Below are 15,245 nucleotides of genomic sequence, written 5' to 3' on the forward strand. Positions count from 1 at the left end.
TGAATCCCAGGAGTCCGCCCATGTCGCACACGCCCCATTCCCCCCTGCGTCGCCTGCTCACCGGCGGCCTGTTTGCCGCCTTGGCCGCGCTGGTATTGCCCGGCCCGCTGGCCCATGCCGAACCCAGCAAGACCCTGCGCATCGGCTACCAGAAGTTCAACAGCATCAACATCCTCAAAGGCAGTGGCGCCCTGGAAAAAGCCCTGGAACCACAAGGGGTGAAGGTCAGCTGGTACGAATTCGCCGCCGGCCCGCAACTGCTCGAAGCCTTGAGCACTGGCGCCATCGACCTTGGCCATGCCGCCGACGCGCCGTCGGTGTTCGCCCAGGCCGCCGGTAAGCCGGTGGTGTACCTGGCCGCCGAACAGCCCTACCCCAAAGGCATCGGCCTGGTGGTGCGCGAGCAGGACCATATCGCCAATGTCGCCGCTCTCAAAGGCCAGCGCGTGGCCACCGGTCGCGGCTGGAACGCCCAGTACCTGCTGGCCGTGGCCCTGCAGGACGCCGGCCTGAGCTACAAGGACATCACCCCGGCCTACGTCAACAACGCCGCCGATGCCGTGGCCGCCTTGCAGTCCGGGAGCGTGCAGGCCGTGACCCTGTGGGACCCCTTCCTCGCCGCCGCCGAAAAACAACCGGGCCTGAAGAACCTGCGTGATGGCAGCGGGCTGTCCAACAACCGCACCTTCTACCTGTCGTCGGCGACCTTTGCCGACGACAACCGCGCACTGCTGAAAACCTTCTTCAGCGAACTGGCCAAGGTCAGCAACTGGGCCAACCACAAGCCCGACGAAGTCGCTGCCCTGCTGGCGCCGCAACTGGGCATCGGCGCCGACGTGCTGCAGGTGGCCAGCGAGCGACGCAACTACAACGCCGTGGCCATTGACGCGAAGATCACCGCCGAGCAGCAGAGGCTTGCCGACACTTTCCAGGGCCTGGGCCTGATCCCCAAACCGCTGAAGGTGGCCGACGCGGTCTACCCGGTGTCAGTCCTGCCCTGAGTACAGACCATGCCAAAGACCATCCGCTTCAACGCTTTCAGCATGAACGCCGCCACCCACCAGTCCCCCGGGCTGTGGCGCCATCCGCGTAACACCAGCGTCGATTTCAATCGCCTGGATTACTGGACCGACCTCGCCCGCCTGCTCGAACGCGGCTTGTTCGACGCGCTGTTCATCGCCGATGTGCTGGGTATCTATGACGTCTACCAGGGCAGCCCCGACGGTGCCCTGCGCGGCGGCGTACAGGTGCCGGTCAACGACCCGCTGCTGATCGTCCCGGCCATGGCCGGGGTGACCGAGCACCTGGGCTTTGGCATCACCTTTTCGCTGACCTACGAACACCCGTACCCCTTCGCCCGGCGCATGTCCACGCTCGATCACCTGAGCGCCGGCCGGGTGGGCTGGAACATCGTCACCGGCTACCTCGACAGCGCCGCGCGCAACCTCGGCCTGGCCCGGCAACTGGGCCACGACGAGCGCTACGAGCTGGCCGAGGAATACCTGCAGGTGCTGTACAAACTCTGGGAAAAAAGCTGGGACGACGATGCCGTGGTACAGGACCGCGCCAGCGGGCGGTTCCTTGACCCGGCGCGGGTGCACCCGATCAACCACCAGGGCGAGCACTTCCAGGTACCCGGCATTCATTTGAGCCAGCCTTCGGCGCAGCGCACACCGGTGCTGTTCCAGGCCGGCGCCTCGCCCCGGGGCCTGCGCTTTGCCGCCGATCATGCCGAATGCGTATTCATCAGCGCACCGACCCAGGCGGCGCTGAGCGCTATTGTCGAGGGCATCCGCAAGGCCACCCGTGACGCCGGCCGGCCTGAGCAGGACGTGCTGGTCTACGCCCAGGCCCTGTTGATCGTCGGCGCGGACCGCCAGGCTGCCGAGGCCAAACTGCAGGAGTACCGCCAGTACGTGGATGTCGAGGCGGCGCTGACCCTGCTCTCGGGCTGGACCGGCATCGACTTCGCAGGCGTCGACCCCGACGCGTTGATTGAGTACATCGACAACGACGCCGGCCGTACTGCCTTGGCGGTGTTTACCAAGGCGGACCCGAACCGGCGCTGGACCGTGCGCGAAGCGGCCGAATTCGTCAGCCTCGGCGGCCGCGGCCCGGTGCTGCTCGGCTCGCCCGCCGAGATTGCCGACCAACTGGAAGACTGGCTCGACAGCACCGGTATCGACGGTTTCAACCTCACCTATGCGGTGGTGCCGGACGACCTGCAAGCGGTGGTCGAGCAGGTGGTGCCTGAATTGCAGCGCCGTGGCCGTTACCGCAGTGCCTATGAAGACGGCACCCTGCGCCACAAGCTGTTCGGCCGCGGTGACCGCTTGCAACCCGAGCACAAGGGCCGGCTCGTCCAGATCTGATCCGAGGCACTATGCTCTGAGCAGTCGCCCGCCGCTGGAGCCTGTTCATGCGCTTTCGCCTTGTTTTGTGCCTGTTGCTCGCCGTCAGCAACGGCGCCAGCGCTGCTGCACAGTGGCATCTGGCGCAAGATGAAGACGGTATTCAGGTCTATCTCAGCGATGTGCCGGGTTCGCCATACCAGCAGTTTCGCGGCGTCGCTCTGATCAAGGCCAGCGTGGCAACCTTGAGCGAGTTGCAGGAAAACCTGCGGGTGGCCTGCAAATGGCTGTACGGCTGCGCCGACATGCGCCTGCTCAAGGTCGAGGGCGACAGCACCTGGGTCTACCTGACCACCGCCCTGCCCTGGCCGGCCAGCACCCGCGACATGGTGATCCAGGTGCGCAGCGAGCGCCGCGACGACGGCAGCCTGGTGCGTCACCTCAAGGCCGTGCCCGGCATGGTCAAACATGTGCCGGGGCAGATCCGCGTGCGCCAGCTCAAGGGCCTGTGGACTTTGGTGCCCAAAGGCGAACAACTCACCGAAGTCACCTATGAATTGCAGGCCGATCCGGCCGGGGACATTCCCTCGTGGCTGGCCAACCAGTTCGTCCTCGACGCGCCCACCGTCTCCTTGCGCACCTTGCGCGCCGTGGCCGAGCGCCAGGGCGGTGCAACGCCTTGAGCTGCGCCTGCATGGTTTTTGTCGTCAGCGGCTTGCTGCCGGGCCGAGGCCGAGCCTTAGGCTCGAAGCCGTGTGCCATAACGACAAAAAATGGAGTTGCCATGCCCTTCCCAACCCTGCACCCGCGTACACGCCTGGCCAGCCTGATCGCAGCTGTGTGCCTGAGCCAGTCCCTGCACGCCGCACAAGCCCCGGCCGCTGCCAGCGAACAGACCCGCAGCAGCAATGCCGCCGTGCTGACGCAACTGCCCTTCGCCGACCGCGCCGATTACCAGGCGGTTACCCGCGGCCTGATTGCGCCGTTCAACGGCCAGGTCAGCGATGCTGCCGGCAAGCCGGTATGGAGCCTTGAAGGCTATAAATTCCTTGCCGCCCAGGACAGCCCCGACAGCGTCAACCCCAGCCTCTGGCGCCTGGCCCAGCTCAACGCCCATGCCGGTTTGTTCGAGGTCGCGCCGCGCCTGTATCAGGTGCGTGGCCTGGACCTGGCCAACATGACCATCATCGAGGGCGACGACGGGCTGATCATCATCGATCCGCTGACCAGCGCCGAAACCGCCCGCGCCGCGCTGCAGCTGTACTACCAGAACCGTCCGCACAAACCGGTGGCGGCGGTGATCTACAGCCACAGCCATACCGACCATTTTGGCGGCGTGCGCGGGGTCATCGACGAGGCCGACGTCAAGGCCGGCAAGGTCAAGGTGTTCGCCCCCAGCGGTTTCATGGAACACGTGATGAGCGAGAACGTCTACGCTGGCAACGCCATGAGCCGGCGCGCCCAATACCAGTTCGGCATGTACCTGCCACGCGGCGCCCAGGGCCAGGTCGACACCGGGATCGGCAAGGCCTTGGCCACCGGTGGCACCATCACCCTGATCGAACCCAGCGACCTGATCAGCAAGCCCTACGAGACCCGCACCGTGGCCGGCGTCGAGCTTGAGTTCCAGCTGACGCCGGGTACTGAAGCGCCCGCGGAAATGAACCTGTACCTGCCGCAGTTCAAGGCCCTGGGCATTGCCGAGAACGCCTCGCAGACCATGCACAACATCCTCACCCCGCGCGGTGCCCAGGTGCGCGATGCCAAGGCCTGGTCGCAGTACCTGGACGCCAGCCTGAGCCGTTACGGCGACAAGACCGAGGTGCTGTTCGGCCAGCACAACTGGCCGACCTGGGGCGCTGAACAGGTGCGCACGCTGATTGCCGACCAGCGCGACATGTATGCCTTCCTCAACGACCGCACCCTGCACCTGCTCAACCAGGGCCTGACGCCGATGGAAATCGCGCAGAACATGCAGACCCTGCCCGGGGAGCTGGCGAAGAAGTGGTACACCCGTGGCTACTACGGCTCGCTCAGCCACAACGCGCGGGCGGTGTACCAGCGCTACATGGGCTTTTACGACGGCAACCCGGCCAACCTCAACCCGCTGCCACCGGTAGAGAGCGCCCAGCACTATGTCGAGGCCATGGGTGGCGGCGACGCCGTGCTGGCCAAGGTGCGTGCGGCGATGGACAAAGGCGAGTACCGCTGGGCGGTGCAACTGGGCAACCAGCTACTGTTTGCCGAACCGGACAATGCCCAGGCGCGCAGTACCCAGGCGCAAGCCATGGAGCAACTGGGCTACCAGAGCGAGAACGCCACCTGGCGCAACATGTACCTGACCGGCGCGATGGAACTGCGCGATGGCGTGCCGAGCCAGGGGGGCAGTTCAGTGTCGGTGGACATGGTCCGGGCGCTGACTGCGGACATGTTCTTCGACTACATGGCAGTGCGGGTGGATGTCGACAAGGCGGTGGGCCATGACCTGAACCTGAACTGGAGCTTTACCGAGCCGGACCAGGCCTACAACCTGACCTTGCGCAATGGCGTGCTGACCCACCGAGCGGGCCTGAACCCCAAGGCCGATGCGAGCTTGAGCATGAACAAGGCGACCCTGGAGCAGATCAGCCTCAAGCAACTGGACTTCCCGACGGCGATGCAAAAAGGCCTGATCAAGGTCGAAGGCAACGGCAAGAAAATCGCCGAACTGCTGGGGACCCTCGACAGCTTCAGCCCGCAGTTCAATATCGTCACGCCTTGATAGCCCGACCGTAGGTTTGCCGGGGGTGGCCAGACCGCCCCCGGCAAACGGATGTGCCCACAAGATCCCGCGCCAGCCTCACCTACCCCAACAAAGCCCGAGGCCATCCCAGAATCTGCTTGGGCCGTGGCTTGGCATACGTCCTCACCTTCGACGTACTCAGCTTCAAGCGCACCAGGGACTCCGCCAACGCCACCGCCGCCGTCACCCCATCCACCACCGGCACCCCGGTGCGTGCCTGAATCCGCTCCTCCAGCCCGACCATGCCGCCACAGCCCAGGCAAATCACCTCGGCCTTGTCGACGCGCACCGCCTCCTCGGCCTCGCGCACCACCGACTCGATTGCCCGCTCCGGGTCTTCCTCCAGCTCCAGTACCGCCAGGCCACTGGCCCGCACCGAGGCGCAGCGGCTGTCCAGCCCGGCCAGCTTCAGGCGGTCCTCGATCAGCGGCACCGTACGATCCAGGGTAGTCACCACCGAATAGCGATGCCCCAGCAACATCGCCACACTGGCCGCCGCCTCAGTGATATCCACCACCGGCACGTTGAGCAACTCCTGCAGCCCTTCACGCCCGTGCTCGCCGTACCCGGCCTGAATCACCGCATCGAACGGCTGGTCATAGCTGAGCACCCGCTCCATCACCGCCACCGCCGCCAGGTAGCTCTCGAAATTGCCCTCCACCGATTCGGCGCCAAAGCGCGGGGTCAGGCCGACGATCTCGGTGCCTGGCGAGGCCACGCTGCGCGCCTGGCGGGCGATGGCGTCGGTGATCGACTGCGTGGTGTTGACGTTTACGACCAGAATTCTCATTGCGGTATTCCTTGTGCAGAGCTCAGTGCTGGGCGCTGTCGACGGCAAAGTGCTCGCCGGAACAGTCCACGTAGTGTTTGTTGCGATCGGAAATCAGGTAGTACACGCCGCCGGCAATCGCGGCGCCAAAGAACCAGGAGAACGGCGTCAGGGCGCTGAAGGCCGGCACCAGCGACAGCACCACGGCGGCAAGGGCCGAGGGCACCAGGGCAGCCACCGCCTTGTAGTTGACCCCGCGGGTGTAGTGATAGGTGCCGCTGGCCGCTTCGCTGTAGAGGTCGGGCACATGCACCTGGGCTTTGCGGATCAGCCAGTAGTCGACCATGATGATTCCGTACAGCGGCCCCAGCAGCGCGCCCAGGCCGGAGAGGAAGTAGACGATCACCAAGGGGCTGTTGTAGAGGTTCCAGGGCAGGATCAGCACCGCCAGGGTGGCGCTGATCAGCCCGGCGCGGCGAAAGTTCAGGCGGCTCGGCGCCAGGCTCGAGAGCACGAACGCCGGCGCCACGAAGTTGGCCATGATATTCACCGCCACGGTGACGATCAGAAACGCCAGGCAACCGAGCACCAGGAAGGTCTTGTCGGGGATCGCGGCAACGATCTGGGTCGGGCTGTCGATCACCCGGCCATCGATGCTGAACTGCGCCCCGGCCAGTACGAAGCTGATTACCGCGAACACCAGGATGTTCACCGGCAGGCCCCAGAAGTTGCCGATGCGGATGGTCTTGCGGCACGGCGCCGAGCGGGCGAAGTCGCAGAAGTTGAGGATCAGCGTGCCGTAGATCGCCAGCCACAGCGCGCCGCCGGCAAATACCTGGGTCCACATCTTCCAGCCGGTCAGAGGCTCACCGACCGACCAGGCCAGGTGCCCGTCGACCCGCAGGTACATCCACACCGCCAGGATCAGCACGGTAGAGAGAATCACCGGCCCGGCAAAGGACTCGTATTTGCGCACCATCTCCATGCCGAAGGTGAGAATCACCAGCTGCACCAGCCAGATGGCGACAAAGCTCGCCCAGCCGAGGCTGGACAGGCCGAGGATCGCGTCATGGTCGAAGCGTGCAAGGTCGGGCCACACCGCCACCAGCAGCACCCGCAGTACCACCGAGGCCAGGTAGGTCTGAATGCCGAACCAGGCGATGGCGATCACCGCGCGGATGATCGCCGGCAACTGGGCACCGTAGATACCGAAACTCATGCGGCTGATGACCGGGAACGGCACCCCGGTTTTCTGCCCCATGTAACCTGAGAGGTTCATGAAGAAGTACACCAGCACAGCGCCGATGCTCAGCGCCGCGAGCATCTGCCAGCCGGACAGGCCGAGGGCGAACAGGCCCATGGCGAAGGAATAGTTGGCGATGTTGTGCACATCGTTGGTCCACAAGGCAAAGATGCTGTAACCGCCCCAGCGCCGGCCTTCGGCCTTGGTGGGCGCAAGGTCGGCGTTGTGCAGGCGGGGGCTCAGGGCCCCCGGCTCGAGCGACGCGGCCTGCGGCGGCAGGTAGGCGGTTTGCAGCGGGTTGGAAGTATCCAATTGCATGTTCCCCGGGCTCCTTCTGCAGCCCTGAGTAAAGGTGCTGCAGCGAATTATTGTTGGATTTCAAGAGTGGGACCGCAGTGTTGGCGCTGCCCTGCGCCGATGAATACAAATATTGCATACAATTTTTGTCTAACGATTTTCGACGAACAATATGTGTGCCAAAGGGAAAGCGCAGGGGTTATGCGGGCGACCTGACAAGACCACTACATGATTGATTTTTATAGTTTTAATTTTTTACCTGAACACCCTAAAGCCGGATAAACCTGATCAAGCGGTCAATCGTCTACAGCGTTAGATGAGAAAACCAGTAACATTACGGCTAGTTTTTGTATCCATATACTTGCTACTCAAGTACACACTTGTGTATTCAAGAAGTATCGCGGGTCAAGCCCGCTCCCACAGCTCGATGCGATTTCTGTAGGAGCGGGCTTGACCCGCGATGAGGCCATCAGTGGTGCACAGCAGCCCTCATTTACGGCATGCTTATAAGGTCAAGGCATATCGGAGCTGGTAATGACGGAAAAACACCCCGCATCGACGGTAGAGCGCGTCTACCAAGGGGTTCACGAGGCCATCAGAAAACGCACCCTGCGCCCTGGCATGAAGCTGGGCGAGTCGTCGTTGGCCGAGCTGTTCAAGGTCAGTCGCACTTCGGTACGCGCGGCACTCAAGCAACTGGAAGCCGACGGCCTGGTGTCCACCGAACTGAACAAGGGCGCCTGGGTATCCCTGCCCAGCGACGATGACATCCGCTCGGTGTTCGAAACCCGCCGGCTGATCGAAATCGGCATCGTCACCGAGCTGTGCCGCCGCGCCGACCCCACCCTCCTCGCCCCGCTGCACCAGCACGTTGCCGAAGAAGAAGCCGCCGCCGACGCCGGCGACCATGGCCGTTACGTCCTGCTGCTCGGCGAGTTCCACCTGCGCCTGGCCGAAGTGCTCGACAACCCGGTGCTGCTCGACTGGTTCCGCAAGCTGATCGAACGCGGCTCGCTGTACGCCTCGACCCTGGATGACGAACGTCACGAAGCCTGTCGCGGCAACGAGCACCTGCGCCTGCTGGGCTTTATCGAAGCCGGTGACCAGGCCGCTGCCATCGAGTTGGTATGCACCCACCTGCGCGGTATCGAAGAGGCGATTCTCAAGGCCACGCAAACGCTCAAGGCCGACTATCACCCGCTCAAACACCTGCTGGGCTGAGCCAGCGCCAAGCCCGGGGTTCGCATTCAGAAATCCACTGCAACCGATTCCAATATTTAATTTGTGGATAGGTGCAGTCTTTCTATAGGGTGTGAATCAGTAGTAGGCAAAGGGCTGGAAAATGATCGATCGTGTATTCGTCAACGCTGTTGCTGCCGATGGCAGCCCGCTCAACCTTGCGGTTGCCGCCGGGCGCATTGTCAGCCTGGGCAGCGAACGTCCGGCCAGCAGCGGCGCCGAGGTCATCGACCTGGCCGGCCACCTGGTGCTGCCCGGTTTGATCGACGGTCACATCCACCTGGACAAGAGCTTTGTCGGCGACCGCTGGCACCCGCATCAAGCGGTTGGCAGCCTGCGTGAACGCCTGGCCATCGAAAAGCGCGAACTGGCCGCTGCCCCACCGATGCTCGAACGTGCCGAGGCGCTGATCCGCCAGGCGGTAGCGGTTGGCACCGTGGCCATGCGCAGCCATGTCGACGTCGACGCCACCACCGGCCTGCGCAACCTGCAGGCGGTGCTGGAAGCCCGGGAGAAATGGCGCGGCATCGTCGATATCGAGCTGGTGGCCTTCCCGCAAGCCGGTGTGATGTCCTGCCCTGGCACTGCCGAGGTACTGGAGGCGGCGATTCGTGAAGGCGCCGATGTGATCGGCGGCATCGACCCCACGACCCTGGACGGCGACGCCGACGGTCAGCTGGATGTGGTCTTCGGCATTGCCGAGCGTCAGGGTGTGAAGATCGACATTCACCTGCACGAACCCGGCCTGCAAGGCATCGAGCAACTGCAACGGATCGCCGTCCGCACCCGTGCCGCCGGCCTCAATGGCCGCGTCGCGGTCAGCCATGCCTATGCCCTGGGCCAGGTCGACGACGCGGTAGTGGCCCGCACCGCCACCACCCTTGCTGAAGCCGGGGTGGCGATCATGACCAATGCCCCGGGCGATCATGGCTTCCCGCCGATTTTGCGCCTGCGCGCCGCCGGGGTGAACGTGTTCGCCGGCAACGACAACATTCGCGATGCCTGGTGGCCCTACGGCAACGCCGACATGCTCCAGCGCGCCATGCTGATCGGCTACCGCTCGGGCTTCTACAGCGATGAACACTTGAATGTGGCCCTGGCCATGGCCACCACGGCCGGGGCGGCAGTGCTGGGCAAAAACGACTACGGTCTGAAGGTAGGCAACGAGGCGACCTTCATCGTGCTCAAGGCCGACAACGGCGCTGCCGCGGTTGCCGCCGCGCCGGCCGAACGGCGCCTGGTACGCCGCGGCCAGCTGCTTGCACCAACGCCGGCGCTGCACTTCGAAGTGCGTAGCGGCTAAGCAAACACATTTCTGCCGGCTTGCGCCGCAGAGAAAGACAATCGCCCAGGGCAACTCCCGGGCGATGCAACACAAAACCCCAGAACAACAACGACAGAAGGTGTTCCATGTCGAAGTCCAATTACTACGCTCCCCACGGCGGCCATCCGGCACAGACCGAACTGCTGACCGACCGTGCCATGTTCACCGAGGCCTACGCGGTCATCCCCAAAGGCGTGATGCGTGACATCGTCACCAGCCACCTGCCGTTCTGGGACAAGATGCGCATGTGGGTCATCGCCCGCCCGCTGACCGGTTTCTCGGAGACCTTCTCGCAGTACATCGTCGAAGTGGCGCCAGAAGGCGGCAGCGAGCGTCCTGAGCTGGACAAGAACGCCGAAGCGGTACTGTTCGTGGTCGAAGGCGAAATCGACATCACCCTGCAAGGCAAGCCGTACACCCTCAAAGAAGGCGGCTACGCCTTTATTCCACCGGCAGCCGAGTGGAGCCTGCGCAACAACAGCGCCAAGAACGTCACCTTCCACTGGATCCGCAAGCACTACCAGGTGGTTGAAGGCCTGGCCCTGCCGGAAGCGTTCGTCACCAACGAAAAAGACATCGCGCCGATCCCGATGCCGGGCACCGACGGCGCCTGGGTCACCACCCGCTTCGTCGACATGGCCGACATGCGTCACGACATGCACGTCAACATCGTCACTTTCCAGCCAGGCGGCGTGATTCCGTTCGCTGAAACCCACGTCATGGAGCACGGCCTGTACGTACTGGAAGGTAAAGCCGTTTACCGCCTGAACCAGGACTGGGTCGAGGTCGAAGCCGGTGACTTCATGTGGCTGCGTGCCTTCTGCCCGCAGGCTTGCTACTCCGGCGGCCCGGGCCCGTTCCGCTACCTGCTGTACAAAGATGTAAACCGTCACATGAACCTGGTGCTCAACCCGCAGCGCTAAGTTTCACGGTTGCATGAAAAATCCCGCAGGCCACACGGCCTGCGGGATTTTTTGCTTATGGCTTCGGTGAATCAGCTAGCCGGTTTCCAGGCGCCCTGCTCTGCCGCCTCGCGGAATTTCGCCCGGTTGGCCGGGGTATCGGCCGGTTCCGATTCGCCGAAGATGGCCTTGAGCCAATGGCCGTCGGTGGGGTTGGGGAAGATGATGTACTGGCCGCCGAACTTGCTGCGGCTGGCGTCCACCCGTTGCGCACGCTGGTCGACCTTGTCGACGTAGAAGCTGCGCTCGAAGTCGTTGAGGTTGTCCCCGAGCATCAGCAGCACATTGTACTGCTCGGCAATCTTGTGCTGGGCCGGCTCCTTGTTCGAGCTCTCGCGCAGGATGGTCACGTGGGCTTCGTCGGCGTACGGCACCTTGAGCGTGCGCAGGTTGTTGAGCGCGTACTCGTAGGTCTTGTCGCCCTGGTCGCGGCTCGAAACGTAGAAGATCTCCACGCCGCGCGACTTGGCATACTCAAGGAACTCCAGCGCCCCCGGGGTCAGGGTCGGGCCATTGGCGGCGACCCAGCGGTCCCACACCGCGTCATCGAAGAACTCCTTGTCCTGGCCGATCAGAAAGCCCCAGTAGGTGTTGCTGCTGAGGATGGTGTCGTCGATATCGCTGATGATCGCAGGCTTCTTGTCGCCTGGCTTCTGGTTGGCCAGGGCCTGGTCCAGACGCGCCTTGGCGACGTTGAAACCCTGGTAATACAGGGCGCGAAATTCTGCCGCGGTCTGGCGCCAGGCCACGGCATCGACCAGCAGGTTGGAGCGCACGGCGGCTTCGGGGTTGGTGGCGGTCTGCGCATGGACCAGGGGCGTGGCCAGCAACAGCAAGGCCAGGGAGATCGCGTTCTTGAGCTGAGGCATTCGGGGCGTTCCTTGTGATCTCCCGCTCTTGGGCGACGGGAGTCGGCTACTCATACCGCACGCCGGCAGGCGCCACAATCGCCGCGACGCGCAGGCGCAACAATGTGGCGCACCCGCGCATCTTGGCCGGCTTCAGGTCCCCGATTTGAGCCGGCTGAAGGCGCGGGTCAGTTCGCGGTTGAAGGCCTTGCTGTTGTCGTTCTTGCTGTACAAGCGCGCCCGTACCTCGGCGGGCGGATAGGTGCCGGGAGCATTGCGGATGGCCGGATCGACCAGGGCATCGGCGGCGCTGATGGCATTGGCGTACTGGATGTTGTCGGTGATCGGCGCGATCACCTCCGGGCGCATCAGGTAGTCCATCAAGGCCAGCGCCGCCTCCGGGTGCGGCGCGTCCTTGGGGATCACCAGGGCGTCGAGCCAGATCAGCGTGCCCTCGCGGGGAATGCTGAAGGTCAGGTCGATGGCCTTGTTGGCCTGGCGCGCCTGGTTCTGGGCGATGGCGACGTTGCCGTTCCACGACATCGCCAGGCAGGTTTCGCCATTGGCCAGGTCGTTGATGTTGCGGTCGTTGTCGAAGTAGCGGATGTACGGCCGCACCTTCTGTAACAAGGCCTCGGCCTGGCGCAGGTCTTCGATGCGTTGCTGGTTGATGTCCAGCCCGAGGTAACGCATGGCGGCGGCGAACACCTCGTTGGGGTCGTTGAGCAGGCTCACCCCGCAACTGGCAAACTTCGACACCACCTGCGGATCAAACAGCATCGCCCAGCTGTCGGTCGGCGCCTCGGGCAGGCGCGCCGCCAGGGCCTGCTGCTGGTAGCCGAAGCCGGTGGTGCCCCAGGCATAGGTGCCGGCATAGCGGTTGCCCGGATCGTACACCGCCATGTGCTGGCGGAACTCCTCGCCGATGCCAGCCAGGTGCGGCAGGCGGGCTTTGTCCAGCGTCTGCAGGGCACCGCTGCTGATTGCCCGCGACAGGTGCTGGCCGGCGGTCAGCACCAGGTCGTAGCCGCTGCGCCCGGTCAGCAGTTTGGTCTCTACGGTTTCCAGCGAGTCGAAGTGGTCGGCCACCACGCGGATGCCGGTGCTTTTTTCGAAGTTGCTCAGGGTATCCGGGGCCAGGTACTCGCCCCAGATGTACAGGTTGACCGTCGGCTGCTCATTGCTGGCAGCCAGCGCCTGCGTCATACCGCACGCCAGCGCTACGGCCAGGCCACAGGCGCGCAGGCTCATGAGATTTTTACTCCGGCGTATTGCGGCATGGTGATGCAGGCGACGTTGCCACCGCCGAGCAGAATCTCCCGCGAATTGTCGATGCCGATGATTCGATGGCCGGGGAACAGTTCGGCCAGAGTGGCCTGGGCCACCTTGTCGTTACGGTCGCCAAACAGCGGCACGACGATGGCCGAGTTGCCGGCGTAGTAGTTGATGTACGAGGCGCAGATCCTGGTCCCGGCCTGGCGCAGGTGGGTGCCGTCGACCTGGTCGAGCCCAGCGGCTTCTTCGGCGGTCCATTCCAGCACATCCGGCTGCGGCAGCTTGTGCACCTTGAGTTCGCGGCCGCGGCTGTCGCGGGTGCTACGCAGGATGTCGTAGGCCTCCTGGTAGATTTCCCACTGCGGGTCGTCACGGTTGTCGGTCCATTGCAGCACCACTTCGCCGGGGCGCACGAAGCAGGCCAGGTCGTCGACGTGGCCGTCGGTCTCGTCGAACTTGCAGCCGCGCGGCAGCCAGATCACCTGCTCGGCGCCCAGGTATTCCTCAAGGCGCCGGGTGACTTCAGCCTTGCCCAGGTGGGCGTTGCGGTTGCGGTTGAGCAGGCACTGTTCGGTGGTCAGCACGCTGCCCTGGCCGTCGCTCTGGATACCGCCGAGCTCGGCGACCAGCGGCGCGCGGTAGCGGTCGAGGTTTTCGATTTCGAGGATCTTCTGGGCGATCTGGTCGTCCTTGTCCCAGGGGTAGTACAGGCCGCCATCGAGGCCGCCGTAGGCGTTGAACTCGAAGTCGACGCCGCGCACTTCGCCGCTGGCATCGTTGACCACAAACACCGCGCCGCTGTCGCGGAACCAGGTGTCGTTGCAGGTCATTTCCACCACCCGCACCTGCGCCGGCAACAGGCGTCGGGCGTTGGCGTACTGGGCGGCGGAGGCGCAGACAGTGACCGGCTCGCTGGAGGCGATGGCACTGACGATATCGACCCAGACTTTCTGCGCAGGCTTGGCGCCGTTGCGCCACACATCCGGGCGCTCCGGCCAGCCAAGCCAGCAACCGGCTTTGTTCTCGAATTCGCCGGGCAGGCGGAAACCATCGGCCTTGGGAGTGGTGGTAAGTGAACGCGCCATGAGCAACCTCTGCGGTGGGTGGGGATAGCTGCACGCTACGCCGCCCCGGCCGAGGCTTCCAACGATGAAATCTAAGCGATTGATGAGTTCAATTCACGGTTCGGCGATCTGAGTGGTGAACCATTCTATGAAGTCAGCCACCGCGCCGCGCTCCAGGCGCAGGCGCTCGCACACCAGCGCGTATTGCCCCAACGCCGTGACGCTGGCATTGAACGGGCGCACCAGGCGGCCACTGACCAGGTCGGCCTGGCAGGTCAGGTTGTCGCCCATGGCCACGCCCTGGCCCAAGGCCGCCGCCTCCAGCGCCAGGGCCGCATGGGGGAAGTACAGCTGGCGCCCGGGCTGGGCATCGTCGGCATGGGTGGCGAGCCAGGCGGTCCAGGTCTTGCCGTCCTGGTCGTCGTGCAGCAGGCAGTGGCGCACCAGGTCGCGCGGGCGCTTGAGGCCGCCGAGGTTGAACAGCCCAGGGCTGCACACCGGGAAGAACTGCAACAACGGCAAGGGCCGGACGAAGTGGGTGCTGGCATCCACCGAACTGGTGCCATAGGTGATCGCCAGGTCGATATCGGCGGCCGGCGCCCCGGCATCGATCGGCTGCTCATGCAGGTGCAGGGTGATATGCGGGTAGCGGCTGCTGAAATCGGCCAGGCGCGCCACCAGCCACTTTTGCGCCAGCTCCGCGGTTACCGCCAGGCGCAGTACCGCCTGGGAGGCCGGGTCGCGCAGCTCGTCGCAGGCCTTGCCGATCAGCTCGAAGGCCTGCTGCAAATGCTGGAGCAGGCGCCCTGCTTCGCTGGTCAGCCGCACCTGGCGCCCTTCGCGGACGAACAGCGCAACCCCCAGTTGCTCTTCGAGCTGGCGAATCTGATGGCTGACGGCGCTGTCGGTGACGCACAGCTCGGCGGCGGCGCGGCCAAAATGGCCATGGCGGGCAGCGCACTCGAAGGTGCGCAAGGCGGTCAGCGAAGGCAGTCTGGGCATGGGCAGTTCGCAGCAATGAGATCGGCCCGCAGCATAACCGAACCCTGGCCCGCAGGCAGCGCTGCTGGCAAAGTGACAGGTGCTCGGCT

13 protein-coding genes are annotated in these 15,245 nt (G+C 64.5%); 7 read left to right on the forward strand and 6 right to left on the reverse strand.

Annotated features, from left to right (window positions below; translation table 11 throughout):
• The first annotated feature begins 20 nt into the window (after positions 1–20).
• From F8N82_RS14150 to F8N82_RS14165, 4 genes are all read left to right on the forward strand, one after another.
• Entirely contained in the window at positions 21–1,001 is a 981-nt protein-coding gene (locus F8N82_RS14150) for an aliphatic sulfonate ABC transporter substrate-binding protein (RefSeq protein ID WP_038995919.1), read from the forward strand.
• 9 nt (positions 1,002–1,010) lie between these two features.
• Positions 1,011–2,372, forward strand: a complete 1,362-nt coding sequence (locus F8N82_RS14155; protein WP_038995920.1) for an LLM class flavin-dependent oxidoreductase — start codon at positions 1,011–1,013, stop codon at positions 2,370–2,372.
• Between the two features lie 47 nt (positions 2,373–2,419).
• A complete protein-coding gene (locus tag F8N82_RS14160; RefSeq protein ID WP_038995921.1) occupies positions 2,420–3,034 on the forward strand; it encodes an START domain-containing protein in 615 nt (204 codons plus the stop codon).
• A 101-nt stretch (positions 3,035–3,135) separates the two neighbouring features.
• Positions 3,136–5,112 (forward strand): alkyl/aryl-sulfatase, encoded by a 1,977-nt coding sequence (locus tag F8N82_RS14165; RefSeq protein ID WP_038995922.1) that lies wholly within the window; start codon positions 3,136–3,138, stop codon positions 5,110–5,112.
• A gap of 82 nt (positions 5,113–5,194) precedes the next feature.
• Here the strand turns inward: F8N82_RS14165 and F8N82_RS14170 are convergent, their stop codons facing one another.
• Together F8N82_RS14170 and F8N82_RS14175 are read right to left on the reverse strand one after the other, a co-directional pair.
• A complete protein-coding gene (locus F8N82_RS14170; protein WP_038995924.1) occupies positions 5,195–5,923 on the reverse strand; it encodes an aspartate/glutamate racemase family protein in 729 nt (242 codons plus the stop codon).
• A 22-nt stretch (positions 5,924–5,945) separates the two neighbouring features.
• Positions 5,946–7,463 carry an NCS1 family nucleobase:cation symporter-1 gene (locus tag F8N82_RS14175; protein ID WP_038995925.1) on the reverse strand — a complete coding sequence of 506 codons (1,518 nt, stop codon included), beginning with the start codon at positions 7,461–7,463 and terminating at the stop codon, positions 5,946–5,948.
• 513 nt (positions 7,464–7,976) lie between these two features.
• Between F8N82_RS14175 and F8N82_RS14180 the strand changes: the two genes are divergently transcribed.
• The 3 genes from F8N82_RS14180 to F8N82_RS14190 all read left to right on the forward strand — a co-directional run bounded on the left by F8N82_RS14180 (position 7,977) and on the right by F8N82_RS14190 (position 10,928).
• Entirely contained in the window at positions 7,977–8,663 is a 687-nt protein-coding gene (locus F8N82_RS14180; protein WP_038995926.1) for a GntR family transcriptional regulator, read from the forward strand.
• A gap of 121 nt (positions 8,664–8,784) precedes the next feature.
• Positions 8,785–9,984, forward strand: coding sequence for an amidohydrolase family protein (locus F8N82_RS14185; protein WP_038995927.1), 1,200 nt, complete (start codon positions 8,785–8,787; stop codon positions 9,982–9,984).
• Positions 9,985–10,091: 107 nt separating this feature from the next.
• Positions 10,092–10,928 carry a bifunctional allantoicase/(S)-ureidoglycine aminohydrolase gene (locus F8N82_RS14190; protein ID WP_010225345.1) on the forward strand — a complete coding sequence of 279 codons (837 nt, stop codon included), beginning with the start codon at positions 10,092–10,094 and terminating at the stop codon, positions 10,926–10,928.
• Positions 10,929–10,999: 71 nt separating this feature from the next.
• Here the strand turns inward: F8N82_RS14190 and F8N82_RS14195 are convergent, their stop codons facing one another.
• The 4 genes from F8N82_RS14195 to F8N82_RS14210 all read right to left on the reverse strand — a co-directional run bounded on the left by F8N82_RS14195 (position 11,000) and on the right by F8N82_RS14210 (position 15,156).
• Positions 11,000–11,836, reverse strand: a complete 837-nt coding sequence (locus F8N82_RS14195; protein ID WP_038995928.1) for a 5'-nucleotidase, lipoprotein e(P4) family — start codon at positions 11,834–11,836, stop codon at positions 11,000–11,002.
• Positions 11,837–11,968: 132 nt separating this feature from the next.
• Positions 11,969–13,021, reverse strand: coding sequence for an extracellular solute-binding protein (locus F8N82_RS14200; protein ID WP_052251659.1), 1,053 nt, complete (start codon positions 13,019–13,021; stop codon positions 11,969–11,971).
• A 41-nt stretch (positions 13,022–13,062) separates the two neighbouring features.
• Positions 13,063–14,175 carry an agmatine deiminase gene (gene aguA, locus F8N82_RS14205; RefSeq protein WP_038995930.1) on the reverse strand — a complete coding sequence of 371 codons (1,113 nt, stop codon included), beginning with the start codon at positions 14,173–14,175 and terminating at the stop codon, positions 13,063–13,065.
• Between the two features lie 93 nt (positions 14,176–14,268).
• Positions 14,269–15,156: a LysR substrate-binding domain-containing protein gene (locus tag F8N82_RS14210; protein ID WP_038995931.1), complete on the reverse strand. Its 888-nt coding sequence runs from the start codon at positions 15,154–15,156 to the stop codon at positions 14,269–14,271.
• Positions 15,157–15,245 lie beyond the last annotated feature (89 nt).

The sequence above is a fragment of the Pseudomonas fluorescens genome (assembly GCF_902497775.2).
Lineage (GTDB): Bacteria > Pseudomonadota > Gammaproteobacteria > Pseudomonadales > Pseudomonadaceae > Aquipseudomonas > Aquipseudomonas putida_F.